The organism is Pseudomonas sp. GW458-11-26-14-LB4, assembly GCF_059423925.1.
Genome location: NZ_JBWKYU010000009.1, coordinates 70,238 through 94,943, shown reverse-complemented (window position 1 = coordinate 94,943; position 24,706 = coordinate 70,238). Strand labels below are relative to the sequence as shown.

Genomic DNA, 24,706 nt, shown 5'->3' with positions numbered 1-24,706 from the left:
CGCGACGGCCAAGGACGCGCAGCGCATGGAGCGCTTCTTCCGCCAGTTCGACGAAGTGTCGTTCTGTGAATGGCAGGACGCCAAATGCCTGCGCGGCGTGTTGATCCAGAAAACCACCACGGCCTATCTCGCCTTCGACGTCGAAGGCGAGATCGTCGGCGCGGTGCTGGGCGGCATGCTCGGCAGCCGTGGCACGATCAACCATCTGGCGGTCAGCCTGCGCTATCGCAGCCAGGGCGTGGGCCAGCGGCTGGTGGAAGCGGCGTCGGCCGACATGAAACGGGTCGGTGTGCTGCGGATGTTTCTGTTCGTCGACGATGCTAACCTCGCGGGCAAGCGTTTCTGGACGGCCCAGGGTTTTTGCGAACCTCACGGCGAGCGGACATTTGAGAGGGATCTATGAATGAAACATCCGGCAGTGCGCCGCTGATGGTCGACCGTCAGCCATCGCGCACCTTTGCCGAAGCCAGCCCGGTGGTGGCCGGTTACTTCACCGTGTCGTTCGTGTTCGGGCTGATGGCCGTCAACGCCGGGCTACCGCTGTGGCTGCCGGTGGCCATGTGTCTGTTCGTGTATGCCGGGGCTTCGCAATTCGCGGCGCTGGCGCTGATCAGCAGCGGGGCATCGCTGACCACCATCGTGCTGACCACGTTTCTGATCAACGCGCGGCACATGCTGATGTCGGTCTACATGGCGAAGGCCCTGCGCGCGCTGGGCCTGAGCCGCATGGAGCGCTGGTGTTACGCCGGCGGCCTGACCGATGAATCGTTCGCCTTCCACAGCGTCAAACTGGGCACTGGTGCACCGGTGAACATCCGATATCTGATCGGCTTCAACCTGTTTTGCCACACCTCCTGGGTGATCGGCGGATTGCTCGGAGCCTTGTGTGCGCAGTACGCGTCGCACCTGATCAAATACCAGCTCGATTACGCGCTGACCGCGATGATGCTCTACGTGCTGGTCTCGCTGTGCAACACCCGCAACAAACTCATCGCCGCTATGGCCGCAGTCGTCTGCATGGGCGCACTGAGTCTGGTGGGCAGCTCGCCATTCAACGTTTTCATCGCCACGTTTGTGGGCTGCGGAGTGGGTGTATGCCTGACCAAACGTTCCTGATTCTGGTGGTCGCTCTGATGATGGCCGTGACCTTCCTGCCACGGGCCTTGCCGCTGCAGGTCAACACCGAGCACTGGCCGCCCTTCGTCGCGCGGGCGCTGGAATACCTGCCGGTGGCGATCGTCGCTGCGATCAGCCTGACACCCTTGTTGATCAAGGATCAGCACATACAGCTCGATCGCCCGGAATTCTATGCAGCGATTCCGACGCTGTTATGTGCGTATTTCAGCAAAAACCTCTTTCTCAGTGTGGCGGTTGGGACGGCTGCGTACATTGCGCTCGGCTCGTTCATGTAGCGGCAGATCGACCACGTCGTTCAACGCCTGGCCGGACAGATCCGGGTTGTTCACCGCCAGGCGCACTTCGAGGAAATCCTCGAACCCGGGGAAAATCGTCAGGCCGTTTTTCTGCGCGGCCTCGCGGGAGACCATGCCGACCGCGTCCATCTGGGTGATGAGCGACAAAGTCAGCGTTTCGCTGCAGGAGTAGATCGTCCGCTGACTGTTCTCGTGATTGCCCAGCCCTGCGTCGAGAAAACGCAAAAAGCTGTGGGAATACGGACAATCTTCTGCGGGACGCACCTGAAACTTGTTGCCGAGCAACGTCAGCGGATCGTTCTCCTGACCACAGTGCGCGCCGACCACCTGCACCTGCACTTCAGGCAGGACAATGCTCGGCAGACCCGGACGCTGCGGGCCGATCAACACCGCAAGGTCGAAGTCCTCGTTCTTCAGCTTGCTGAGGTTTTCCATCGACTCGGCGTAGCTGAATTCCATCTGGTAATCGGGAAACACCTCGATCAGGCGCCCGATCAATCGTCGGTTGAAATCCGGGTCCAGCGTGGTGTTCAACGCCACTTTCAATGTGCGTTGTCCCGGCACCTTCAATGCTTCGACTTTCTCTTCCATCTGCCGCGTGGCAATCAGCACTCTGTCCATATAAGGCGTCAGCTCGGTGCCTTGCGGCGTCAGCGTCAGCCCCTTGTTGGATCGTCTAAACAAGCGGAAACCGAACTGCTCTTCGACCTTGTTCAACTGTGCGGCCAGGGCCTGCACGGTCAGGCACGAATGCTCGGCTGCGGCCGACAACGAGCCGGTCTGCACGATGCGCATGAGGTTGCGTAAGGTTCTGCTATCCATGGGTAATGCCCTCTGAAGTGGGCTGGGTATTGTTGTGTACGTGACGACCTGAACGGCGCCATTTGCTGGCTATATTCCTGCACCTGAGCATAGTTGTCGCGCAATTAGTAGCGAATTGATGTCCCTGCCGATGGCTGGAGGCTGACACAGGATCGGGGTTTTTGGTGACGTGGGGGTGATTGGGGTCAAAAAAAGTGCACGGTTTGGGTGCGTCTTCGGGTTTTTCCAAAGGAATTTTGGCGCGATTTTTACAGGCTATTCATTACACCACTTCACAAATGAAGTACCCCACCCCTACTTTTTCCCCTCCCGGCACACGCCTAAATTGAGCTCCAACACCTGACCATCATCCCGAGGGCAGGTCACTGGAGTAGTCGTCATGCCATTTGTCAGCGTACGTATCACCCGCGACGGCATTACCCGTGAGCAGAAAGCTCAGGTGATCGCCGAAATCACTGAAACCCTGGAACGCGTCCTCAACAAACGCCCGGACCTGACCCACATCGTGATCGAAGAAGTCGACACCGATAACTGGGGCTACGCCGGCATCACCACCACCGAGTACCGCCGACAACTGGCGGAACGGGGCCAGTCATGACCCCGACCGTGACCATCGATTTCGTCTCCGACGTGGTGTGCCCCTGGTGCGCACTCGGGGCGACGGCGCTGGAGCAGGCGATCGGCAATCTGGCCGGCGAGGTTTCGGTGGAGCTTACCTACAAGCCCTTCGAACTCAACCCGGACATGCCCGCCGAAGGCGAGCCGGCCGTGCAGCACCTGATGCGCAAATACGGCCGCACCGCCGAAGACCTCGCCGCCGGCAAGAAGATGCAGATCGAACGCGGCAAAGCCATCGGTTTCGAGTTCGACCTGGAGAAACGCACGCACTTTCACAACACCTTCGATGCTCATCGATTGCTGATGTGGGCGGCGCAGGAAGGGCGGCAGATCGCGCTGAAAAAGATCCTGCTGCGCACTTACTTCCGCGACGGCGACAACCCCAACGATCACCCGACGCTGATCCGTCTGGCGACCGAAGCGGGACTGGATGCAGCGAGGGCCCGCAAGGTGCTGGTCAACGACGAATTCGCCAGCGAAGTACGGCAACTGCAGGCGTTTTACCGGCAGCACGGAATCAACTCGGTGCCCGCGCTGATCCTGAACGGCAAGCACCTCGTCTCCGGTTCGCAATCGGTCGAGTACTACGAACAAATGCTGAAACAACTGGCTAGCGCCTGATTCAACGCCTACTTATTGATTGAGGATTTCATCATGAGCAATTCGAAAAAAACTGTCGTTATCACTGGTGCTTCCCAAGGTCTGGGCGAAGGCATGGTCAAAGCCTTCCGTGAGCTGGGCTACAACATCGTCGCCACCTCGCGCTCGATCAAACCGTCGAACGACCCGCAAATCCTGACCATCGCCGGCGACATCGGCGCCCCGGCCACTGCTCAACGCGTGATCAGCGAAGGCGTGGCACGCTTCGGCCGCATCGACACCCTGGTCAACAACGCCGGCATCTTCGTCGCCAAACCGTTCACCGCCTACACCCCGGAAGACTACGCAGCGGTGCTGTCGGTCAACCTCAACGGCTTCTTCTACATCACCCAACTGGCCATCGCCGAGATGGAAAAACAGGGCAAGGGCCATGTGGTCAACATCACCACCAGCCTGACCGACCACGCGGTAGACGGTGTGCCCTCGGTCCTCGCTTCCCTGACCAAGGGCGGCCTCAACGCCGCCACCAAATCTCTGGCCATCGAATACGCCAAACGCGGGATCCGGGTGAACGCGGTGTCGCCTGGCATCATCAAAACGCCGATGCACGGCGAAGAAACCCACGCGGCGCTGGGTGCGCTGCATCCGGTCGGGCACATGGGCGAGATCGACGACATTGCGCAGGCGGTGGTGTATCTCGATAACGCGAAGTTTGTGACCGGCGAGATTCTGCATGTGGATGGTGGGCAGAGTGCTGGGCACTGATTGATGCGGTAACTCAAAGCCCTTGCAGCGATGCGAGGGCTTTTTTGTGGGCGACAGCTTATGGATCGGGGCTCAGCACTTTGACCGCGTCATCGACCAGCGCCTTACTCAACTCCTGCAAATATTGCGAGGCGCAGGCGTGGAGTTCTGGATCGTTGGCGGCAGAAGTATCGGAGGTGAGCAGTTTGGAAATGTGCAGCAGATGCGAGGCGTGGGAGAGGGCGGTGACGACCGGGACGCCGGAGTTGGTGCGGAAGAGTGCGTGGTTGTACTGGAAGGAGAAATGGGTGAGGCCGAGGGTTTTCAGATCGTGGGGATGGGTCATGGCTTCACCTACCGTTTGTTGGGAGGTGGAAAGGGCAGACTTTGGATGGATCGATGCTAATCATTTGTGAAACTCCCTGTATCAAATGGGGCTGCCAATTCGTTATCAGGCGAATGGGGTGGCAGCTATGCGCAGGCTGATAAACCGGAGATACAGGAACCCGGCAGACCCGAAGGTCTCCCACGCACAGCCGCCATTACACGGAATTGCAGGCATGAAAAAGCGCCGACAAACGTGGGTTGGGGCGCTGGTGCGCCTGCATCTTACGCGGGTTATCAGGCTCGGTCGCTGAATTGGCAGCGACGGGATTGACGGTAGCGTGGGGGAGGGTTGGGCGCAATCGTGGCCAGGTGGTGGCGGAGGCTGGCGATGTTCCGGATGTGCGGTGCAACAGTTATGTTGCATGCGTAACAGATATGTTGCACATTCGCTCTACCGAAACAGCGAGTGATGCACATGAAGTACAGCGAGTTTCGGCGATGGTTGAAAGCCCAAGGCGTCGAGTTCCAAGCCGGCAAGGGCAGTCATTTCAAGGTTTCCTTGAATGGCAAATCAACTGTCTTTCCCGACCACGGAGCCAAGGAAATGGGCGAAGGGTTGAGAAAATCGATAATCAAACAGCTGGGCCTCAAGGATTGAGGCCCAGCTGTACCCCATGAGAGGAAACGTGATGTTCGAATATGCGTTGGAAGTCCACGAGGAGCCGAGTAGTGTCTGGTTGTCCTGCGCAGAAATTCCAGAGATGCACGCCGCTGGCGACACCCTCGAGGAAGCACTCGACGGCGCCATTGATGCGATGGAAACGGCATTGTCGATTTACGTTGATGATCGCCGGTTGATTCCGACAGGTGATGCGGGGGAGCAGGAAGGTGACGCGGTATTGCGTCTGCCTATACTGACTGCGGCAAAGGTTGGGCTCTGGAATACGCTTTTGGAGTCTGGGATAAGCAAAGCTGAACTGGCACGACGCTTGGGTGTGCAACGACCCCAGGTAGATCGGTTAGTTGATTTCCTGCACCACTCCAAGATAGAGAATGTCGAGCGTGCATTGCAGCAGCTTGGGCGCCGGATTTTGCTTTCGGTTGAGGCTACGTAAGGTTGAAGAAAAGCCCCCGATAGTGATGGCTGTCGGGGGCTTTTCATTTGGAGTGGAAAACACACCCTCCAGAAACAACAAAGCCCCTGCATTTCTGCAAGGGCTTCGTTTTGTATGGTGCCGGCACCAGGAATCGAACCCGGGACCTACTGATTACAAGTCAGTTGCTCTACCATCTGAGCTATACCGGCGTGTGGGCGACGATTATAGCGACTCGGGTGCTTCTGTAAACCCCTGAATTCAGACTATTTTTGCGCCCTCTGCGATTCACGCCCGGCGCAGGACGTTGCGCAGTTTTTGTACAGCGCGCCAGGCGCGGCTGTTTTGCATGGCGCGCAGTTGGGCTTCGGCCTGTTCGGCGCGTTGCAGGGCGATTTCCAGGGCCGGGTTTACCGGGTGGGCGAGGTTGTGGCCTTTGCACAGCTGGAAGTTGTCGAGGTTGCACGGTGGCAGGTCGAACGCGGGTTTGAGGTTGATGTGTTCGTTGGCCAGGAAGAAGCTGTTGAGGCCGTCGAACAGGACGTTGGTGTAGCCGGCGTCGGTCACCAGGTGTTCCCAGGTGCGGTCGCGCTCCCATGGGGTTTCGATGAGGATGATCCAGGGGCGGAAGCGACTGAAGTCCATGCCGCGCAGGACGGTTTCTTCGTGGCCTTCGACGTCGATTTTCAGAAAGTGGATCGGCCGCTCGGCAGCGTGTTCTTCGCAGATCGAGGTCAGTGTGCGTGCGCTGACGGTAAGGCTTTGCACGTCCATGCCGAGGTTTTTGCGTTCTTGCGCGACGACCGGGTCAGCGGTGGACAGGCCGGTGTCGGCAATGCCGTAGAAAGTCAGTTCGCCCGGGTGGTCGCTGGCCACGCATTGCAGCGTGGTGTCGCGGGGGCGATGCTGGCGAAGTGCGTCGTGGTAGTTCTGCATCGGTTCGACGTTGATGCCCTGCCAGCCGCGATCATAAAAAGCTTTGGTGACCGAATCGTGGATAGGGTCATTGGCGCCGACATCGATATAAAAACCGTTTTCAAAATACTGAAGGGCGCGCCAAAGGCGAACGTCCTCGAAATTCTGTGCGTAAGAAATGAACGTCACGGTCGCTTCCTGTCGGTCAGATTTTTCTTGTTCGGGCGCGCGCTACCTGCACGGCGTAGGTCTGTATAGCAAGGGCGGATGGCAGGCGCAATTGCCCGTTGCCGGCGTCCGCGATTCGGCGGTTATGTCCTTTTGCTCGAGGGCTTATGCACAACAGGCTTTGAAGAGGACGGGCTTAGAGGAGATTTTGTGGACGGGTTCTCATTTGGGTCGCAAATCCCTGTTTTGCCGGTTTTTTATCTATATGAACAAAAAATGACCAGCACTGTTAGTGGCCTGAAACAGCCGTGGATATTGGATCCACGATAATTCCATCAACAGAGTTATCCACAGGCTGTGGAAGATTAAACGCGCTCTGCCAGCAACAGGAAATTGCGCGGTGTGAGCGGCGCTTCGCAGAAGGTGCCGAGACGTACGACATAGCCCTGTTCGCTGAGGAAAAGTGCCCGATCAAGATTCAGCCAAAGCTCCAGCGGCCGCCGGAACAGTCCGCGGAGCAGTTCCAGGTTGCGAACTTCGGCCAATCGCTGCCAACCGGCGGCTTCCAGTGCTACCCAATCTGGCGAGCCAATTGTGGATAACTCTTTGAGTGCTGCCAGATCGCAGCAGTAATCGGCGAACGGTTTGTCCAGCCAGGCGCTCGGCAGGGACGGCGTCGGCAGGTATTCGTCGACGCCACGCACTTGCCGTTGCAACTTATCGAAAGCGAGCCTGCGGGCCATGGAAGTGTCACGCTGACGCCGGACACGGGCACCGGCGGTGACGGTTTCGCTCATTGGCAGTGAAAGATCTTCCAGCGAGAGCTGTAGGTCTGATCGCGAACCTGCGGAGGACAACGCCTGATATTCAGTGCGACTGATCCGGTTGTAGCAGCACGGGGCGATCGCCAATTGTCGGCAGCCAGCGGCGGAGGCCAGTTGCATCAATCGAACATGCAGATCGCCGCAAGCATGCAGGGCAACAGGCGTGTGTTCGGCGTTCAGCAATAAAGCGGTGTTCGCCGCGAGCACATCCTGCTCGACATGCAGCGCATGCAGGTGATGACGCTGACTCAGCGCCTGACCGCTGGCAACCAGCGCCGGGTCGTATTCCAGGCAGGTGAGTTGTTGGTCGGCACCGAGCAGGCGCCGGCCCAAGTGGCCTTTGCCCGAACACCAATCCAGCCAGTGCTTCGGTTGCGCGGCAAACGACAAGCGGCTGGCGAAGGCTTCGATCTGCTGCCATTTGCGCCCCGGCACATCGACATTCAGACGATGCCCGGCGGCTTCCAGCGAATGCGCAGGCAACTCACCGACCGAACTCAACTCAAGCGACAACGCCGCCAATGAAGCAAACGGCTCCGGCGCATCCAAAAGTTCGGCAGGTTGGTTGTGGGCATTTTCCGCATCTTCCAGCGACCGTCCGCGTAGCCACGAGGCCAGTTCCGGGTAGGACGCTTCCCAAGGCAGTTGCAGATGAGTGAAAGGGCGGGGTTTCCACAATCCCTGATGGGCCGTGAGAAATGCATCCAGTGCCGTGAAACGGGCGAGCAGGGCCTCGCCCGTCAGCACGCCGGAAGAATCAGCGCCCTTGGCACGCATCGACGCGCAACCACCGCTCCAGCTGCTTGAACGCCTGAACGAGCACAAACGACATCAGCAGGTAAATGACGCCTGCGGTGAAGAACATATCCACTGTCAGGTAGTTGCGGGCAATGATGGTGCGGGTGATGCCAGTGAGTTCGAGCAAGGTCACCGTGCTCGCCAGAGAACTGGCCTTCAGCATCAGAATAACTTCGTTGCTGTAGGCCGGCAGAGCGATGCGCGCGGCGCGGGGCAGGACAATATAGAACAATGCCTTGGCCTTGGACATGCCCAGTGCGCGTGCGGCTTCGATCTCACCCGGCGGGATGGCTTGGATGGCGCCACGCAGGATCTCGGCGATGTAAGCGGCTGTATGCAACGTCATCGTGGCGGTGGCACACCAGAATGGGTCGCGCAGGTACTGCCACATGAAGCTGCCGCGTACGGCGTCGAACTGAGCCAGGCCGTAGTAGACCAGGAACAGTTGCACGAGCAACGGAGTGCCACGGAAGAAAAAGATGTAAGCGTAAGGAAATGCGCGGATAAACCAGAGTTTGGAGGAACGAGCGATGCCCAGAGGAATCGCCAGCAACAACCCGAGAATAACGGCAATACCCACGAGTTCGAGTGTCAGCAGGGCGCCCTGAAAGAACTTCGGCAGCCACTTATAGATGACTTCCCATTCCATTACGTCGTCCTCACGAAGCCACGAGCGGCGCGTTTTTCCAGGAAGTGCATGGTGATCATCGCCAGTATGGTCAGGACCAGATACATGAAGGCTGCAACCAGATAGAAAGTGAATGGATGCTTGGCGAAGGTTACGGCGTTCTGCGCATTGCGCATGATTTCTTCCAGTCCTATGACCGACACCAGCGCGGTGTCTTTCATCAGAATCATGAACAGGTTGCCAAGGCCAGGCAGGGCGATACGCCACATCTGCGGCATGATCAGCCGGGTGAAGATCCGCCATTTTGACAGGCCCAGGGCCTGGCCGGCCTCACGGTGACCTTTGGGAATGGCCAGGAGCGCGCCACGAAAGACTTCCGTGGCATAGGCGCCGAAGCACAGTCCGAGGGCGGTTACGCCTGCCACGAAAGGGCTCAGTGCCAGGTCGGGATTACCAAAGTATTCGCCAATGGCATTCATCGTCTTGACGGTGCCGAGGTAGATCAGCAGAACCCATAGCAGTTCCGGCACACCGCGTACGAGGGTCGAGTAGGTTTCGCCAAGCCACTGCAGCGGCTTGTACGGGGAAGTCTTGGCCAAGGCACCGAGCAGACCGAGCACCAGCCCGACGCACAGGGCCGAGAGTGCCAGTTTGACGGTCATCAGCGCGCCGGCGAGTAGCACCGGGCCGAATCCGTGGAGATCGATAATCATGGATTTCTTTTCAAATCGCGGCAGGCAAGATCGGGAGCCTGCACCGTCTGATCACGGCGCAGGTCCCGCAGGTCAGGATCAATAGATGCTGAACGGGAAGTACTTGTCGTTGATCTTTTTGTAGGTACCGTCGGCGACGATTTCCTTCAATGCGGCGTTCAGCTTCTCGCGCAATGGGTCACCTTTGCGCACGGCGATGCCGATCTTGTCGCTTTCCACGACCGGGTCACCCTTGAACTCGTAGTTCTTGCCGGCGTCGGTTTTCAGCCAGTCATAGTTGGCGTACTTGTCGGCGAGGATGGCATCGACACGACCGGAGGTCAGGTCCAGGTAGGCGTTTTCCTGGGTGTCATAAAGTTTGACCTGGATATCGCTACCGTAAGTGTCTTCGAGCCAGGTGCCTGCCAAGGTTGCGCGTTGCGTACCGATGATCTTGCCCTTGAGCGCGTCCTTGTCGGTTTTGAAATCGACGTTTTTCGGCGCGATGAACTGCAGTTTGTTCGAGTAGTACGGGTCGGTGAAGTCCACCGCGCCCTTGCGCTCGTCGGTGATCGACAGCGAGGAAATCAGGAAGTCGAACTTCTTGGCGTTCAGGGCCGGGATGATGCCGTCCCAGTCGGAGGTGACCACGGAGCATTCAACTTTCATCTTGGCGCACAGGGCGTCGCCGATGTCTTTGTCGAAGCCGACGACGTTGCCGCTGGCGTCTTTATTGTTGAACGGCGGGTAAGCCGCTTCGATGCCCATCTTCAGGGTCTCGGCCATTGCACCGGCGCTGAACGCGAGGGTGACGGCGGCGGCCAGAAAGACCTTTTTGTAGTTCTGCATGCGGGTAGCTCCGTTAGCGGTTGCTGGACATGAATTGTTTGCAGCGCGCCGAAAGCGGGTTTTCGAACACCTGCTGTGGCGATCCTTGCTCTTCTACCAGGCCCTGGTGGAGGAACACCACTTCGCTGGAGACCTGACGGGCGAAGCCCATTTCATGGGTCACGAGCAGCATGGTGCGGCCTTCTTCGGCCAATGCGCGGATGACATTAAGTACTTCCTGGACCATTTCCGGGTCAAGGGCGGAGGTGGGCTCGTCGAACAGGATCACCTTGGGCTGCATCGCCAGTGTGCGGGCAATCGCCGCGCGCTGTTGCTGGCCGCCGGACAGTTGCGCCGGGTAGGCGTGGCGCTTGTCGGCGATGCCGACCTTGGCCAGCAGCGCTTCGGCGACCTCGATGGCTTCGGCCTTGCTCTGGCCGAGCACGCGGCGTGGGGCTTCAATGATGTTGTCGAGCACGCTCATGTGCGGCCACAGATTAAAGTTTTGAAACACAAAACCAATCTCGGAGCGCAGGCGATTGATCTGCTTGCCGTCGGCGGCAACCAGTTCGCCATTCTTGGCGGCCTTGAGCTTGAGTTCTTCCCCGGCCACCAGGATCTGGCCCTGATGCGGGTTTTCCAACAGGTTGATGCATCGCAGGAACGTGGACTTGCCGGAACCGGAGGAACCCAGGATCGAGATCACATCGCCGTCGCGGGCGGTCAGCGAGATGCCTTTGAGCACCTCAAGCTGTCCGTAGCGTTTGTGCAAGTTGCGGATTTCAAGCGCGGGCGTGGCCTCAGCCATGTGCGTTCCTCATATATGTTGCGCTCCTGCTGTTGGCCGGCCTTCCTGGCGAGGCGGCCAAGCTAGCATAGCGTTTCAATGGCAGCCAACAGCGCTACGAGTGGTAAACGGATGGCCTGTGGCAGGTTGTCGCATCGGCGCAGCAGACTGTCGCCCCATCAACAACCGAACGGGTGTTTGAACGTGAATTCCCGTGGGTGTCGCGTAAAAAAAGGCGCGATGTTGCCACCTTTGGCGGGGTGTTGGAAGCGCTATCCGGCCGAACGTTCCTCATTCGCCCTTTTATTGTGCATCCCGTACTTTTTCAGTGTGTTTCTGGTGCGCCGATTCGTTTAGAAAGTGAGTCGCAGGGTAACGCTTTGGCGAAAGGCCATTATTCTCAAGGACTTGCGGTGACTGTCCGGTCGCGCTGAAAACCGCAGGCCAGAAGAGTTTGAAACATTTTGGCGCATTTATTGCGTGCAGAATCCGGAACGCCCCGTTGGATTCTTTTTACGAGAAGGAACGCCAGACGGGCCGGACGCAATCGCTTTCCTCGCAAAGGTAGTTCCAATGAGCAGTACCCAAAGCTCCAATGGCCTCGAACAGGGGCTCAAACCGCGTCATGTGACCATGCTGTCGATCGCCGGGGTGATCGGTGCAGGTCTGTTCGTCGGCTCCGGCCACGCCATCGCCGCCGCCGGTCCCGCTGTTCTGCTGGCTTACGCCGCTGCTGGCGCGCTGGTTGTGCTGGTCATGCGCATGCTCGGCGAAATGGCGGTTGCCTCGCCTGACACCGGCTCCTTCTCGACTTACGCCGACCGCGCTATCGGTCACTGGGCCGGTTTCACCATCGGCTGGCTGTACTGGTGGTTCTGGGTTTTGGTGATTCCGCTGGAAGCCAACGCCGCCGCAACCATCCTGCATGCGTGGTTCCCGGGTGTGGATATCTGGGCGTTCGCGCTGATCATCACCATGCTGCTGACGGTGACCAACCTGTTCAGCGTGAAAAACTACGGTGAGTTCGAATTCTGGTTCGCCCTGCTCAAAGTGGTGGCGATCATCGGTTTCATCATTCTTGGCGTCGCGGCCATTTTCGGTTTCCTGCCGAACAGCCAGGTCAGCGGCGTGTCGCACATCTTCGACACCCAGGGCTTCCTGCCAAACGGCATGGGCGCAGTGCTGGGCGCAATCCTGACCACCATGTTCTCCTTCATGGGTACCGAGATCGTGACCATCGCGGCCGCGGAATCAAAGAACCCTGGCAAGCAGATCTCCAAGGCCACCAACTCGGTGATCTGGCGGATCGGCCTGTTCTACCTCGTGTCGATCTTCATCGTTGTGGCCCTGGTGCCATGGAACGACCCGGTTCTGGCCAGCGTCGGTTCCTACCAGACCGTGCTTGAGCGCATGGGCATCCCGAACGCCAAGATGATCGTCGACATCGTGGTTCTGGTTGCTGTGACCAGCTGCCTGAACTCGGCGCTGTACACCTCTTCGCGCATGCTGTTCTCCCTCGGCAAGCGTGGCGATGCACCGGCCATGGCGACCCGCACCAACAAGAGCGGCACGCCTTACTGGGCGGTGATGCTGTCTACCGGCGCGGCGTTCCTGTGCACCTTCGCCAACTACGTGGCCCCGGCTGCGGTGTTCGAGTTCCTGCTGGCGAGCTCCGGCGCCATCGCGCTGCTGGTGTACCTGGTGATCGCGATTTCGCAACTGCGCATGCGTAAACAACGCATGGCTCGCGGCGAGAAAATCGTCTTCAGCATGTGGCTGTTCCCGGGCCTGACCTACGCGGTGATCGTATTCATCGTCGCGGCCCTGACCATCATGCTGTTCCAGGACGCCCACCGCGTGGAAATCCTCGCGACCGGCCTGCTGAGTCTGGTCGTCGTAGCTACCGGTCTGTTGGTAGCTCGTCGTCGCAAGGTGGAAAACCGTGGTGCGGCAGTTTTGAACTGATCCGCCACGAGTAACGCAAAACGGCCGCTGTCAGTGATGACAAGCGGCCGTTTTTGTTACTGCGAGCGGTTTATTCGCTCTTTTCTTCCTGCGCTTCCACCGACTGACCGTAGGTGTCCAGCGCAATCCCGAAATCGCTGATGAACTCCGGTTCGCTCAGCCACGCCTGGGCGGTCTCGCGATCCATGCCATCGGCCCACATGCGGTAGTCGATCAGCATGTCGGCGGCCAGGTGAGTGGCGGCCATGCCTTCGTTCTCGGCGTTTTCCATGTCCAGCAGTTCAGGATGGTCGACGATGATGAACGCCAGTTCACGCAGCAGCGTCAGGAGCATTTCGTTGCGGCTGACGGCTTCGGCGTCGCGCATTTTGCTGAACATCGCCAGGGTGTATTCCGGGATCGGCTCGGCGAGGTGACCGAGGTCATCGTCCTGGGCCAGCGGTTTGCGACCGACCATGCGGATTTGCTTGGCTTTGGCCTTGGCGCGTTTGGCGCGTTTCTGTTGCTTGTTCAGGGATGCCATGGGAACTCAGTTTTTCTGTTGGGTTTGTGCGGCGATTGCGTCGGACGCGGCCACATAGTCTTTCTGGAAATCCGGCGATTCGATCCACGCCAGAGCGCCTGCCTCGTCAGTCTCGGTGGCCCACTGGCGGTACTGGATCAGCGCGGCGAGGATGAAGTCCATCGCGCCTTCTTCGCCTTCCTGCTCGTACACCAGCTCCAGCAGCGGGTCTTCGAGGAACGCGGTGCACAGGGCCTGCTGGCTGATCTTTTCGGCGTCGATCATTTTCTTGAACAGTTCGGTCAGGTCCACCGACTCGAAATCGATGCGGTCGTCGTTCGGGTCCAGCTCGACCGGCGTTTCCGCGCGTTTGGTGCGGTTCTGCTTGGCCTTGGTCTTGGCCCGGGCGGCGCGTTTTTGCTGCTTGTTGGCGGAAGCCATGGTGTGTGTTCCGTGGTGCGTTAAAGGGCTTGGCTGCGTGGGATTTCGCGCCCCGGTGTGTCGGAGGCCAGTTCTCCGGTCTGCAGCCAGGTCAGAGCGATGGGCCATAGTGTGGCTTGGTATGCGTTGCGAAAAAAGGCGAAATGTCCGACTTGCTGTTCGCCGATGTCCTGCGGCTCGATTCGCAGGTGGGTCTTCTGCGCATTCTGGAAGTAAGCCAGCAGGCGTTCGATGGCGGGAATCGTGCCGTAGGGATCGTCGCTGATGCTGATTGCCAGGGCTTTGGCCCGGACGTTGGCGAAGGGCAAGTCCGTCATCGTTCTCCCGCTCGGGCGCCGCTCATAGCGCGCGGCAGGTGTGCTCCAGTCGCGCACCACACCGGCAGGCGTGTCTTCCAGCCAGCCAATTCGTTTGCCCGGGAAGTAGCCACAGAACAGCGTGACCAGCGGCATCAGCAGGTGCCATTTGCCGAACATTCGCCAGCGGTGCTCGGGCGCGTAATCGCGCCAGTAAGCGAATTGCGCGCCGACCGTCACCAGTCGTCGGATTACCTGTCCGGACGCCCCCAGGCCTGCTGCGCAGCCGCCGAAGCTGTGCCCGACCACATCGATCGGCTGCCCGGGAAACTCTCGCTGCGCGCGTTTGAGCATCGCCTCGAAATCCAGCGCGCCCCAATCCGTCCACGAAGCCTGCAAATGCCTCATCGACTTCGGCCGCGACTCGCCAATGCCCCGGTAGTCGTAAATGATCACGTCGAAGCCGTTGGCGAACAGATACGCCGCGAAGCGCGAGTAGTGGCGGCAGCGCACGGACGTGGCGGCGTTGATGATCACCACCGGGCATTGTGGATCCGGTGTCGCGTGACGCCAGGTGAAACCGCCGAGCAGATAGCCGTCGGCGGCGGGCTCGTGGAAGGGCTCGCTTTCAACGTCGGATGCTTGGCCAAGGGGAGGCGGCGCACTTTGTAGGTTCATGGGTTTAGAGCCTGGCTAGGACGGGTCGAGAATGAACTTCACGCGGGATGTAACGCAATGACTTGGTACGCAGTGCGTAGCGGATTGACGGTTCGAGGCGGTCGCCAATCCGTGACGCAGTGCGTCATGAATTGGCTGGAAGATACTTCTGTAGTCCTTTTCGCATTCAAGGCAACTCCCAATCGTTCTAAAACCCGCCCCGCAAGAAAAAATCTAAAAAGAGGTAACGATTGGGTTCCACGAGAGCCCGGGAGTCGTCCTCATGAAACGCGTTCTTTCATTCGTGCTGCCCCTTGCCGCTGCGGCGGTACTGCTGTTTCCGATCATGGCGCAGGCTGCGAGTCTGGAGCCGATCGACAATTCCGCTGTGCAGGTTCAACAGCAAGAGCAAAACGGCGTTCGCTATCTGGCCGGCGGGATTGGTGAAGATGAGTCGAAAGCCATTCAGCAATCCGCGGGCTACAACCTGCACATGACTTTCGCTGTCGGTACGCAAAACGAATACACCGCCGATGTCGACGTGGCGATCCAGAAAGCCCCCGGTCAAACCGTGCTGACGCTGAATCAGACCGGGCCATTGGTGTACGTTCAGTTACCGCCAGGCAAGTACACGGTCGTCGCCACCCGCAAGGGTGAAACGCGTCGGGATGTGGCGCAAGTAGGCGGCGGTGCTGCGCGCAATCTGGTGTTCCACTGGAGCGACAACACCTAACGTCGCCGACGGTCACGCCCGGGTGGCGTGACCGTCGCGGTGCGTCCCATCCAGATCAGAAGCCAGGCAGCGCCCGACAGGAAGAGTGCGAAGAGGCAGTGCGTGGCAACAGTGAACCAGAAGTCGAAGGACTGTTCGGCCTGTGAATACACGGCGAAGTGTTTCCCCCGAGCCATGTTGCTGATGCGTCCCTGAATCAGGCCGTTCACCGTTTCATAAGTGATCAGGCCTACGCAGAGGGTCAGTACGGTGCCGAGAGCGATCATCAACCAGTCGGTGCGTTTTACGGGTGGCGCAGGATGGGGCAGGGGGACGCGGGTTCTTTTCTGGTTCATCGCGGTGATGACCCTCTTCCGTAAGGGTTGAGCAACGTATCGCCAATTCCGGCCTGCAAGAAGGGCGGGATCGGGCCGTCATCAAATCGCAGGCATAAAAAAACCCTGAATCTTGCGATTCAGGGTTTTCGGTATTTGGTGCCCAGAGACGGAATCGAACCGCCGACACGGGGATTTTCAATCCCCTGCTCTACCGACTGAGCTATCTGGGCAACGGGGCGCATTAAAAGGGTTTTTCGGATTTACGTCAACGACTTTTTTAAAATTTCTTAAATTAATTCCGTCGCTTACGATCCGACCCCCGATTTCGCGGGGTTTACTCTGCAGGCGGAACGTAGCCTTCCGCTTGAGCGTATTCCTCGCCGGAGAAGTACTTGTCCATTTCGCCCTGAAGAAATTTGCGGTCTTCGGCGTTCATCATGTTCAGGCGTTTTTCGTTGATCAGCAGGGTCTGGTGTTTCTGCCAGTCAGCCCAGGCCTTGGCCGAGACGTGTTCGAAAATGTCCTGGCCCTTGGCGCCCGGGTACGGCGGGCGCTCCAGACCTTCGAGTTGTTCTTTGTACTTGCGGCACATTACGGTGCGGGTCATGTCGACTCTCCTGCATTCAAGACGGTGGCCGCGCGTTCGAGCAAGGTCTTGACCGGGGCGGCGAGGCCCAGGCGCGGCGGGGTGGCGAGGTTATACCAGAGCCAGTCGGCCTCGGCCACGTGACCGCCGGCCTCCTGCACCTGAACCAGCCAGGGTTCGATGGACAGCTGAAAGTGGCTGAAGGTGTGGACAAGGCTCGGCAGCGCCTGCTGCTCGCCCAGTTCCAGCGAGTGCTGCACAGCGAGGTGTTGCAGGTCGTCGAGGCCATCGAGTTCCGGCAGGCTCCACAAACCGCCCCACAATCCGCTGGACGGGCGGCGATAAAGCAGAATCGCGCCGTCCTCGTTGGCCAGCAGCGGCATCAGCGTGCGTTTCTGCGGGATAGCCTTGCGCGGTTTGGGGATCGGGTAACGCGTCTCCAGGCCGAGCATGTGCGCTTCGCAGCCCTTTTCCAGCGGACACAGCAGGCAGCTCGGCTTGCTGCGGGTGCAGAGCGTGGCGCCCAGATCCATCATCGCCTGGGTGTAGGCGTTGACCCGATCCTGCGGCGTAAAGCGCTCGGCGTTGGCCCACAGCTGTTTGGCGACCTTTGGCTCGCCGGGGTAGCCCTCCTGCGCGGTAAAGCGCGCCAGCACTCGTTTGACGTTGCCGTCGAGGATCGGCGCGCGCAGCCCCATGCTGATACTGGCGATCGCACCGGCAGTCGACAGGCCGATGCCCGGCAAATCCGTGAGCTTCTCGACATCCCGGGGGAACTCGCCACCGTACTGGCTGACGACGATCTTCGCGGTCTTCTGCAAATTACGCGCGCGGGTGTAGTAACCCAGCCCCGTCCACAGGTGCAGCACTTCGTCCTCCGGCGCTTCGGCCAGGGCCTCGACCGTCGGCAGCGCGGCCATGAACCGGTCGAAGTAATTGAGCACGGTGCTGACCTGGGTCTGCTGCAACATGATCTCGGACACCCACACCCGGTACGGGTTGATGTTCTGTTGCCAGGGCAAATCATGGCGGCCGTGGCGGTCGAACCATTCCAGCACCGCCGTGGAAAACTGCTCCGCTCTCATCGCTTGAACAGCCCCTTCAATGCGTTTTTCAGTTCCGGGCTGACTTTGTCACCCAGTTTCTCGTCGATTTTTTCGCTGATCTTGTCGCCGGCCAGTTTGCTCGCGACCTGGCCCATGCGTTCGTTGTCCAGGCGGCAGGCCTTGGCGCCCAGCTCCAGCGGGCCTCGGCAGCGCAGCGGCCATTCGATGCCGACGAATTTGTCGCCGACCTGACAGGCCGGGTCCGGCATGGCACTGGTGTCGCCCTCGACGATGATGCCGACGCGATAGTCCATGCCCAGCACCTTGAGGTCGATATCGCCGTCACCGTTGACGCTCATGCCGGGGATGCGCACTTTCAGGTCCGGGTTGCTGGCCACCCCGTTGCGGAAGGTCAGGTTGCCCTTGAGCTCCTGGAACGGCGTGTCCTTGCCGCGCGGCTCGCCGCTCAGGGATTTGCGGTTGAGGGTGGCGATGCCCTTGCACAGTTGTTGCTCAAGGTTGGCGTTGAGCAGCACGCCGTTGTTGATCACGAAACTGGCGTTGCCGTTGAGGGTTTCAATCAGCGCCTGCTGGCTGTTGCCGCTGCCGGTGACGGTGCTGGTGAGATTGACCAGACCCTTGACCGGCGGATTCTTGCCCTGGCTTTCGAGGATTTTCTCCACCGGCACCCGGTTGATCCGGGTTTGCAGGTTCAGCACCGGCGCCGTCTGGCGAACGTCCAGCGTGCCCTTGGCTTCGAAGTCGCCGTTGTACAACTCGCCCCGCAGGTTCTCCAGAGTCAGCAGGCCGCCCTGGCCGGTGGCTTTCAGTGCGGCGTTCTGGATTGGCAGCTTGTCGAGGGTCAATTGGCCGAAGGTCAGGTCGGCGTTTACGTCGAGTTTACTCAGGCGCTCAACAGGGAACAGACGTTCTGTGCTCCACGCGCTTTTGCTCGGTTTTTCCGGCAGCGGTGTGCTGCCGGCACCGGCCATTGCATCGGCCTCGGTGCTGGCGACTTCGGCCTGACGGACCTGAGTGGCGTTGTTGGCTTTTTCCGATTTCGCCGGCAGGTAACGGTCGACGTTGAAGGTGTCGGCCTTGAGGACCGCACGCAGCGATTGCCTGGCGAAATCTTCGACGGCGATACGGCCGCTGAAGCTGCTGTCGTCGAGTTTCAGGTTGATGTTGTCCAGCGCCACGCTGGTCGGCGTCGCGGCGACACGGCTGACCAGTTCAACTTTGCTCAGGCTGCCTTCGGCCATGGCGGGCAGGGTCTGTCCGATGCTGTCGACGAATTTCGCCAGGTCGAACTGGGCGATGGAAATCCCGCCGGTGATCTGTGGCGTCTTGTCCAGGTCGTTGGCCTTCAGTTCGCCCAGGGCGCGCAGCTGATTGACCGAGAGCTTGATGCCAGTCCATTCGGCGACGTTGGCGGCCTTGTCCAGCAACAGTTGCCCTTGGGCGGCGAAGGTCACGGTCTTGCCTTGCAGCGGATCGCCGGCGACTTCGCCGGACAGCTTCAGGTCTTCGAACTTGTAGCGTTGCAGGGCGCGCTCGAAGCGCAGCTCGCCGTTGAGCTCGGTGCGCACCCGCAGCACTGGCTGGTTGGTGCCGAGGAACGCGGTGGCTTTGACCGGAATATTGGTCGAGTCGTGAACAGCGCCGGTGCTCAGCTGGATGCTTTCGGCGCTGAATTGCTTGCCGGTCAGCTCGTCGTTGTATTCCACGCGGGCGTTGTTGACGGTCAGGCTGTCGATGTCGAGCCGGATCGGCTGGGCCGGTTTTTCCGGTTGCGCAGGGGCCTCGGGGGCGGTTTCGGCCGTGGTGGTTGGCGCCGGGGCGCTGCCGGCCTTGGGCGGCACCTTGCCGATGTCTTCCCAGTTGCCATGACCATTCTTGTCACGGTTCAGGCGCAGGTTCAGGCCTTCGACGCGCACGTCGCTCATCTGCACTTCTCGGCGCAGCAGCGGCAGCACGCGCACGGACAGGCCGAGCATCTGCAGGTCGGCGAACGGTTCGGCAGGCTTGGCCAGGGTCGCGACGCTGGCCTCGTGCAGTTCCAGGCCGAGCCACGGGAACAGGCTCCAGCCGATGTCGCCATTGAGCGTCAGCTCGATGTGGGCCTTGTCGCGGGCAATCTGGCGGATCTCGTCTTTGTAGTCGTTGGGATCAAACAGGTGGGTCAGGGCGAAGCCCGCCGCCACAATGATCAGCAACAGCCCGAGAAGTACCAGACCCAGGATTTTGCCGAACGCTTTCATGGGCGAGTCCTTGTAAGTAGTCGAATTCGTAATTTAGCCGGGGAGTATAGCGCTGCATCAACCCGCGCTGTTGCGGTGTCCCGTGCAGCCTGCTGAACCTTGATGTACAGCGCTTCGACAACGATCGGCATCGGGGTTCCCCGGCATCAGGAGATCAGATGACTCAAAAAAGGTGATATCAGTTTGGTTTTTCTGTCACGTGCAAATGGTAACCTTCGCCCGTTCGTACGCCCATCTGCGACTTAACGTCGCGCTTTCAAGGAGCTTCACCCGCAAAAAAACGGTCATGCCTGCGTGCATAAAGGCCGGGGTGGGCAGTGGCTGGCGAACCATACTAATAATTGGGGGATACACAATGAGCACGACCATTACGGCGGACGGCTTCAAAGCCGATCAGCCCGGGTTCCTGTCCAAGGAACGCATCATCGCCAAGCCCGGTTTCAACCGTTGGCTGGTCCCGCCGGCCGCTCTGGCCATTCACCTGTGCATCGGCATGGCCTACGGCTTCTCGGTGTTCTGGTTGCCGCTGTCCAAGGCACTGGGTGTAACCGCTCCGGTGGCTTGCGCACCGGACATGAGCTTCATCGCACAAGTCTTCTCGTCGCAATGCGACTGGCCGATCTCCATGCTCGGCTGGATCTACACCCTGTTCTTCATCTTCCTCGGCTGCTCGGCAGCGATCTGGGGTGGCTGGCTCGAACACGCAGGTCCACGCAAGGCCGGCGTTGTATCGGCACTGTGCTGGTGCGGCGGTCTGCTGATTTCTGCGCTGGGGATCTATACCCACCAGATCTGGCTGATGTGGATCGGCTCCGGCGTGATCGGCGGTATCGGTCTGGGTCTGGGCTACATCTCGCCGGTTTCGACCCTGATCAAGTGGTTCCCGGACAAGCGCGGCATGGCGACCGGCATGGCGATCATGGGTTTCGGTGGTGGCGCGATGGTTGGTGCACCACTGGCGACCGCTCTGATGAGCCATTTCGCTTCGCCGACTGGCGTGGGCGTGTGGCAGAGCTTCGTGGCCATGGCCGCGATCTACTTCGTGTTCATGATCGGTGGCGCCTTGGCCTACCGCGTGCCGCCAACCGGCTGGAAGCCTGAAGGCTGGACCGCTCCGGCTAAGAAAGCCTCGAACGCGATGATCACCCACCGTCACGTTCACGTGAATGTGGCGTGGAAAACCCCGCAATTCCGTCTGGTGTGGCTGGTGCTGTGCCTGAACGTGTCTGCCGGTATCGGCATCCTCGGCATGGCTTCGCCACTGTTGCAGGAAGTGTTCGGCGGCAAGCTGCTGGGTAACGATCTGCCGTTCGGTCAGCTGGACGCCGGTCAACTGGCTTCCATCGCTGCGATTGCGGCCGGTTTCACCGGTCTGCTGAGCCTGTTCAACATCGGCGGTCGTTTCTTCTGGGCGTCGTTCTCGGACTACCTGGGCCGCAAGAACACTTACTTCGTGTTCTTCGCGCTGGGTTTTGCGCTGTACGCACTGATCCCGAACCTCGGTCACCTGGGCAACGTTGCGCTGTTCGTGGCGGCGTTCTGCATCATCCTGTCGATGTACGGCGGTGGTTTTGCGACCGTTCCGGCCTATCTGGCCGACCTGTTTGGTACACAGATGGTTGGCGCGATCCACGGTCGTCTGCTGACGGCCTGGGCCGCCGCTGGCGTGCTGGGTCCGGTGCTGGTGAACTACCTGCGTGAGTATCAGTTGAGCATCGGTGTTGAACGCGCTGCCGCTTACGACATCACCCTGTACATCCTCGCTGGCCTGCTGGTGCTGGGCTTCCTGTGCAACCTGCTGGTGCGCCCGGTGGCCGACAAGTACTTCATGACCGACGCCGAACTGGCCGCCGAACAGGCGCTGGGCCACGACAAGGGTGCTGATGCCAGCACCGTGCTGGAGTGGAAAGCCGCGCCGGGCAGCAAGCCATTGGCGATCGCTGCGTGGCTGGTGGTGGGGATTCCGTTGGCGTGGGGTGTTTGGGTGACCCTGCAGAAGACGGCGGTTCTGTTTCACTAAGTTCGTTTACACCTGATCGTTCCCACGCTCTGCGTGGGAATGTCTCCCTGTGACGCTCTGCGTCACATTCGAAGTGGACGCAGAGCGTCCGGGGCTGCACTCCCACGCAGAGCGTGGGAGCGATCAGCGCCTTTCGATGCTTGTATGGACATGTCTATCCCCGACAGCACGGGGTTCTATCCGTCAGTCATTCCACCTCTCGTGTTTCTGTTTCGGCCCCGCGCCCCTATAATGGCTGCCTTTTTCGCCCAATGATTTTGCGGAGCTGGTGATGGCCGAACGTAAGGCGTCTGTCGAGCGCGACACTCTGGAAACCCAGATCAAAGCCTCGATCAACCTTGATGGCACCGGAAAGGCCCGATTCGATATCGGTGTTCCTTTTCTTGAGCACATGCTGGATCAGATCGCCCGTCACGGGTTGATCGACCTGGATATCCAATGCAAGGGCGATCTGCATATCGACGACCACCATACGGTGGAAGACGTCGGTATCACCCTCGGCCAGGCCTTCGCGCAAGCCATTGGCGACAAGAAAGGCATCCGTCGCTACGGTCACGCCTACGTGCCGCTTGATGAGGCGCTGTCGCGCGTGGTGATCGACTTTTCCGGCCGTCCGGGCCTGCAGATGCACGTGCCGTACACCCGCGCCACCGTTGGCGGCTTCGACGTCGACCTGTTCCAGGAATTCTTCCAGGGCTTCGTCAACCACGCACTGGTCAGCCTGCACATCGACAACCTCCGCGGCACCAACACCCACCACCAGATCGAAACCGTGTTCAAGGCTTTCGGCCGCGCACTGCGCATGGCCGTCGAGCTGGATGACCGCATGGCCGGCCAGATGCCTTCGACCAAGGGCGTCCTGTAATGCAGACGGTTGCAGTTATCGATTACGGCATGGGCAACCTGCACTCGGTGGCCAAGGCCCTCGAGCACGTCGGTGCCGGCAAGGTGCTGATCACCAGCGATGCGGCAGTGATCCGCGAAGCCGACCGGGTGGTTTTCCCCGGCGTCGGCGCGATTCGCGATTGCATGGCGGAGATCCGTCGCCTCGGTTTCGATTCGCTGGTGCGTGAAGTCAGTCAGGATCGTCCGTTCCTCGGCATCTGCGTCGGCATGCAAGCCTTGCTCGACAGCAGCGAAGAGAACGACGGCGTCGACTGCATCGGCCTGTTCCCGGGCGCGGTGAAGTTCTTCGGCAAAGACCTGCATGAAGACGGCGAGCACCTGAAAGTCCCGCACATGGGCTGGAACGAAGTGAAGCAGGCGGTGGATCACCCGCTGTGGCACAACATTCCGGACCTGGCGCGTTTCTACTTCGTGCACAGCTATTACATCGCCGCCGGTAACCCGCGGCAGGTGGTTGGCAGCGGTCATTACGGCGTCGATTTCGCCGCGGCGCTGGCCGAAGGTTCGCGTTTCGCCGTGCAGTTCCACCCGGAGAAGAGCCATACCCATGGCCTGCAATTGCTGCAGAACTTCGCGGCGTGGGACGGTCGCTGGTAAATGGCCGTCAAGAAATCCAAGCCGCCGATCCTGACCCTCACTCCCGAGCAGGAGAGTGAAGCCAACCGCAAGATTCAGCGGTTCATGGAGGATCGTTTCGAACTGGACCTGGGTTCGTTCGAGGCGGCGGAAATTCTTGAGCTGTTTACCCGCGAAATTGCTCCGCACTATTACAACAGGGCGATTTTCGATGTGCAGACCCACCTCAAGGAGCGGTTTGAAAGCATCGAAAGCGACCTGTGGGCGCTCGAGAAGAATTAGGGCAGCGGCAAGCTTCAAGCTGCAAGCTGCAAGAAGTACACACGCGTGCGCGCTTGCAGCTTATGGCTTGCAGCTTGCAGCTCTTTTGACGAAGGAAAAAGCATGCTGATTATTCCCGCTATCGATCTTAAAGACGGTGCCTGCGTACGTCTGCGCCAGGGCCGCATGGAAGATTCCACAGTGTTCTCCGATGACCCGGTGAGCATGGCTGCCAAGTGGGTGGAGGGCGGCTGCCGCCGTCTGCATCTGGTCGACCTGAACGGCGCTTTCGAAGGCCAGCCGGTCAACGGCGAAGTGGTGACCGCGATCGCCAAGCGCTACCCGACCCTGCCGATCCAGATCGGCGGCGGCATCCGTTCGCTGGAAACCATCGAGCACTACGTCAAGGCTGGCGTCAGCTATGTGATCATCGGCACCAAAGCGGTGAAGGATCCGGCGTTCGTCGCTGAAGCCTGCCGCGCGTTCCCGGGCAAGATCATCGTCGGTCTGGATGCCAAGGACGGTTTTGTCGCCACCGATGGCTGGGCTGAAATCAGCACCGTGCAGGTTATCGATCTGGCCAAGCAGTTTGAAGCCGACGGCGTGTCCTCGATCGTTTACACCGACATCGCCAAAGACGGCATGATGCAGGGCTGCAACGTTCCGTTCACCGCTGCGCTGGCTGCTGCCACCAAGATCCCGGTGATCGCTTCCGGCGGCATTCACAACCTGGGTGACATCAAGTCGCTGCTCGACGCCAAGGCACCGGGCATCATCGGCGCCATCACCGGCCGGGCGATCTACGAAGGCACTCTCGACGTCGCCGAAGCGCAAGCTTTCTGCGATTCGTACCAAGGCTGA

At 59.9% G+C, this 24,706-nt stretch carries 30 protein-coding genes and 2 tRNA genes; 15 read left to right on the top strand and 17 right to left on the bottom strand.

Annotated features, from left to right (window positions below):
• The first annotated feature begins 25 nt into the window (after positions 1–25).
• Genes AC07XZ_RS14085 through AC07XZ_RS14075 form a run of 3 tightly spaced genes read left to right on the top strand, consistent with a single transcriptional unit; the run spans position 26 to position 1,412 of the window.
• Positions 26–403 carry a GNAT family N-acetyltransferase gene (locus tag AC07XZ_RS14085; protein ID WP_007952618.1) on the top strand — a complete coding sequence of 126 codons (378 nt, stop codon included), beginning with the start codon at positions 26–28 and terminating at the stop codon, positions 401–403.
• On the top strand, positions 400–1,116 hold the full coding sequence (locus AC07XZ_RS14080) for an AzlC family ABC transporter permease (RefSeq protein WP_085702720.1): 717 nt from the start codon (positions 400–402) through the stop codon (positions 1,114–1,116). The genes AC07XZ_RS14085 and AC07XZ_RS14080 overlap by 4 nt, the downstream gene beginning before the upstream one ends.
• The gene (locus tag AC07XZ_RS14075) at positions 1,095–1,412 is read left to right on the top strand and encodes an AzlD domain-containing protein (protein ID WP_007952614.1); all 318 of its coding nucleotides are present in this window, start codon (positions 1,095–1,097) and stop codon (positions 1,410–1,412) included. The genes AC07XZ_RS14080 and AC07XZ_RS14075 overlap by 22 nt, the downstream gene beginning before the upstream one ends.
• Here the strand turns inward: AC07XZ_RS14075 and AC07XZ_RS14070 are convergent.
• Positions 1,329–2,255, bottom strand: coding sequence for a LysR family transcriptional regulator (locus tag AC07XZ_RS14070; RefSeq protein WP_085647967.1), 927 nt, complete (start codon positions 2,253–2,255; stop codon positions 1,329–1,331). The genes AC07XZ_RS14075 and AC07XZ_RS14070 overlap by 84 nt on opposite strands.
• 379 nt (positions 2,256–2,634) lie before the next feature.
• Here AC07XZ_RS14070 and AC07XZ_RS14065 point away from each other — a divergent pair, with 379 nt between their 5' ends.
• The 3 genes from AC07XZ_RS14065 to AC07XZ_RS14055 are packed head-to-tail and all read left to right on the top strand — an operon-like array spanning position 2,635 to position 4,238.
• Complete coding sequence (locus AC07XZ_RS14065; protein ID WP_102687850.1) at positions 2,635–2,853, top strand: tautomerase family protein; 219 nt, start codon at positions 2,635–2,637, stop codon at positions 2,851–2,853.
• Entirely contained in the window at positions 2,850–3,494 is a 645-nt protein-coding gene (locus AC07XZ_RS14060; protein ID WP_102687851.1) for a DsbA family oxidoreductase, read from the top strand. The genes AC07XZ_RS14065 and AC07XZ_RS14060 overlap by 4 nt, the downstream gene beginning before the upstream one ends.
• 33 nt (positions 3,495–3,527) lie before the next feature.
• Complete coding sequence (locus AC07XZ_RS14055) at positions 3,528–4,238, top strand: SDR family NAD(P)-dependent oxidoreductase (protein ID WP_102687852.1); 711 nt, start codon at positions 3,528–3,530, stop codon at positions 4,236–4,238.
• Between the two features lie 58 nt (positions 4,239–4,296).
• Here AC07XZ_RS14055 and AC07XZ_RS14050 read toward each other — a convergent pair whose 3' ends face one another.
• Positions 4,297–4,563 carry a DUF3077 domain-containing protein gene (locus tag AC07XZ_RS14050; RefSeq protein ID WP_102687853.1) on the bottom strand — a complete coding sequence of 89 codons (267 nt, stop codon included), beginning with the start codon at positions 4,561–4,563 and terminating at the stop codon, positions 4,297–4,299.
• A 456-nt stretch (positions 4,564–5,019) separates the two neighbouring features.
• Here AC07XZ_RS14050 and AC07XZ_RS14045 point away from each other — a divergent pair, with 456 nt between their 5' ends.
• Both AC07XZ_RS14045 and AC07XZ_RS14040 read left to right on the top strand, forming a co-directional pair.
• Positions 5,020–5,202, top strand: a complete 183-nt coding sequence (locus AC07XZ_RS14045) for a type II toxin-antitoxin system HicA family toxin (protein ID WP_102687894.1) — start codon at positions 5,020–5,022, stop codon at positions 5,200–5,202.
• A gap of 31 nt (positions 5,203–5,233) precedes the next feature.
• Positions 5,234–5,659 (top strand): type II toxin-antitoxin system HicB family antitoxin, encoded by a 426-nt coding sequence (locus AC07XZ_RS14040; RefSeq protein ID WP_102687854.1) that lies wholly within the window; start codon positions 5,234–5,236, stop codon positions 5,657–5,659.
• 115 nt (positions 5,660–5,774) lie between these two features.
• Here the strand turns inward: AC07XZ_RS14040 and AC07XZ_RS14035 are convergent.
• The 7 genes from AC07XZ_RS14035 to AC07XZ_RS14005 all read right to left on the bottom strand — a co-directional run bounded on the left by AC07XZ_RS14035 (position 5,775) and on the right by AC07XZ_RS14005 (position 11,299).
• Positions 5,775–5,850: transfer RNA gene (locus AC07XZ_RS14035), tRNA-Thr, on the bottom strand.
• Between the two features lie 76 nt (positions 5,851–5,926).
• Complete coding sequence (locus tag AC07XZ_RS14030) at positions 5,927–6,742, bottom strand: FkbM family methyltransferase (RefSeq protein WP_102687855.1); 816 nt, start codon at positions 6,740–6,742, stop codon at positions 5,927–5,929.
• A gap of 344 nt (positions 6,743–7,086) precedes the next feature.
• A complete protein-coding gene (locus AC07XZ_RS14025) occupies positions 7,087–8,322 on the bottom strand; it encodes a methyltransferase (protein WP_102687856.1) in 1,236 nt (411 codons plus the stop codon).
• Positions 8,303–8,992 (bottom strand): ABC transporter permease, encoded by a 690-nt coding sequence (locus AC07XZ_RS14020; protein WP_064382782.1) that lies wholly within the window; start codon positions 8,990–8,992, stop codon positions 8,303–8,305. The genes AC07XZ_RS14025 and AC07XZ_RS14020 overlap by 20 nt, the downstream gene beginning before the upstream one ends.
• Entirely contained in the window at positions 8,992–9,684 is a 693-nt protein-coding gene (locus AC07XZ_RS14015; RefSeq protein ID WP_102687857.1) for an ABC transporter permease, read from the bottom strand. The genes AC07XZ_RS14020 and AC07XZ_RS14015 overlap by 1 nt, the downstream gene beginning before the upstream one ends.
• Positions 9,685–9,762: 78 nt before the next feature.
• Positions 9,763–10,512, bottom strand: coding sequence for an ABC transporter substrate-binding protein (locus tag AC07XZ_RS14010; RefSeq protein ID WP_102687858.1), 750 nt, complete (start codon positions 10,510–10,512; stop codon positions 9,763–9,765).
• A gap of 13 nt (positions 10,513–10,525) precedes the next feature.
• On the bottom strand, positions 10,526–11,299 hold the full coding sequence (locus tag AC07XZ_RS14005) for an ABC transporter ATP-binding protein (protein WP_007897462.1): 774 nt from the start codon (positions 11,297–11,299) through the stop codon (positions 10,526–10,528).
• A gap of 552 nt (positions 11,300–11,851) precedes the next feature.
• On the opposite strand from AC07XZ_RS14005, the gene gabP reads away from it, so the two are divergent.
• Positions 11,852–13,243, top strand: a complete 1,392-nt coding sequence (gene gabP, locus AC07XZ_RS14000; RefSeq protein WP_102687859.1) for a GABA permease — start codon at positions 11,852–11,854, stop codon at positions 13,241–13,243.
• Between the two features lie 70 nt (positions 13,244–13,313).
• On the opposite strand, the gene AC07XZ_RS13995 is transcribed toward gabP, so the two are convergent.
• Genes AC07XZ_RS13995 through AC07XZ_RS13985 form a run of 3 tightly spaced genes read right to left on the bottom strand, consistent with a single transcriptional unit; the run spans position 13,314 to position 15,160 of the window.
• Positions 13,314–13,766: a hypothetical protein gene (locus AC07XZ_RS13995; RefSeq protein WP_085608645.1), complete on the bottom strand. Its 453-nt coding sequence runs from the start codon at positions 13,764–13,766 to the stop codon at positions 13,314–13,316.
• A gap of 6 nt (positions 13,767–13,772) precedes the next feature.
• A complete protein-coding gene (locus AC07XZ_RS13990; protein WP_102687860.1) occupies positions 13,773–14,186 on the bottom strand; it encodes a hypothetical protein in 414 nt (137 codons plus the stop codon).
• Between the two features lie 20 nt (positions 14,187–14,206).
• Positions 14,207–15,160, bottom strand: coding sequence for an alpha/beta hydrolase family protein (locus AC07XZ_RS13985; RefSeq protein WP_085746370.1), 954 nt, complete (start codon positions 15,158–15,160; stop codon positions 14,207–14,209).
• Positions 15,161–15,422: 262 nt separating this feature from the next.
• On the opposite strand from AC07XZ_RS13985, the gene AC07XZ_RS13980 reads away from it, so the two are divergent.
• Positions 15,423–15,872: a hypothetical protein gene (locus AC07XZ_RS13980; protein ID WP_085746371.1), complete on the top strand. Its 450-nt coding sequence runs from the start codon at positions 15,423–15,425 to the stop codon at positions 15,870–15,872.
• On the opposite strand, the gene AC07XZ_RS13975 is transcribed toward AC07XZ_RS13980, so the two are convergent.
• The 5 genes from AC07XZ_RS13975 to AC07XZ_RS13955 all read right to left on the bottom strand — a co-directional run bounded on the left by AC07XZ_RS13975 (position 15,869) and on the right by AC07XZ_RS13955 (position 20,082).
• Complete coding sequence (locus tag AC07XZ_RS13975; protein ID WP_085746372.1) at positions 15,869–16,207, bottom strand: hypothetical protein; 339 nt, start codon at positions 16,205–16,207, stop codon at positions 15,869–15,871. The genes AC07XZ_RS13980 and AC07XZ_RS13975 overlap by 4 nt on opposite strands.
• 136 nt (positions 16,208–16,343) lie before the next feature.
• Positions 16,344–16,419 (bottom strand) — tRNA-Phe (locus tag AC07XZ_RS13970).
• A 104-nt stretch (positions 16,420–16,523) separates the two neighbouring features.
• Positions 16,524–16,796 (bottom strand): oxidative damage protection protein, encoded by a 273-nt coding sequence (locus AC07XZ_RS13965; protein ID WP_007952551.1) that lies wholly within the window; start codon positions 16,794–16,796, stop codon positions 16,524–16,526.
• The gene (mutY, locus tag AC07XZ_RS13960; protein WP_102687861.1) at positions 16,793–17,860 is read right to left on the bottom strand and encodes an A/G-specific adenine glycosylase; all 1,068 of its coding nucleotides are present in this window, start codon (positions 17,858–17,860) and stop codon (positions 16,793–16,795) included. Before mutY ends, AC07XZ_RS13965 begins: the two co-directional genes overlap by 4 nt.
• A complete protein-coding gene (locus AC07XZ_RS13955; protein ID WP_102687862.1) occupies positions 17,857–20,082 on the bottom strand; it encodes an AsmA family protein in 2,226 nt (741 codons plus the stop codon). Before AC07XZ_RS13955 ends, mutY begins: the two co-directional genes overlap by 4 nt.
• A 355-nt stretch (positions 20,083–20,437) precedes the next feature.
• Here AC07XZ_RS13955 and AC07XZ_RS13950 point away from each other — a divergent pair, with 355 nt between their 5' ends.
• The 5 genes from AC07XZ_RS13950 (at position 20,438) to hisA (ending at position 24,706) form a co-directional block, all read left to right on the top strand.
• Positions 20,438–22,102, top strand: coding sequence for an OFA family MFS transporter (locus AC07XZ_RS13950; protein ID WP_085611172.1), 1,665 nt, complete (start codon positions 20,438–20,440; stop codon positions 22,100–22,102).
• A 271-nt stretch (positions 22,103–22,373) separates the two neighbouring features.
• Positions 22,374–22,967, top strand: coding sequence for an imidazoleglycerol-phosphate dehydratase HisB (gene hisB, locus AC07XZ_RS13945; RefSeq protein WP_085712764.1), 594 nt, complete (start codon positions 22,374–22,376; stop codon positions 22,965–22,967).
• Positions 22,967–23,605: an imidazole glycerol phosphate synthase subunit HisH gene (hisH, locus tag AC07XZ_RS13940; protein WP_007952546.1), complete on the top strand. Its 639-nt coding sequence runs from the start codon at positions 22,967–22,969 to the stop codon at positions 23,603–23,605. The genes hisB and hisH overlap by 1 nt, the downstream gene beginning before the upstream one ends.
• Positions 23,606–23,866: a DUF2164 domain-containing protein gene (locus tag AC07XZ_RS13935; protein ID WP_011332018.1), complete on the top strand. Its 261-nt coding sequence runs from the start codon at positions 23,606–23,608 to the stop codon at positions 23,864–23,866.
• Between the two features lie 102 nt (positions 23,867–23,968).
• The gene (hisA, locus tag AC07XZ_RS13930; protein WP_003220753.1) at positions 23,969–24,706 is read left to right on the top strand and encodes a 1-(5-phosphoribosyl)-5-[(5-phosphoribosylamino)methylideneamino]imidazole-4-carboxamide isomerase; all 738 of its coding nucleotides are present in this window, start codon (positions 23,969–23,971) and stop codon (positions 24,704–24,706) included.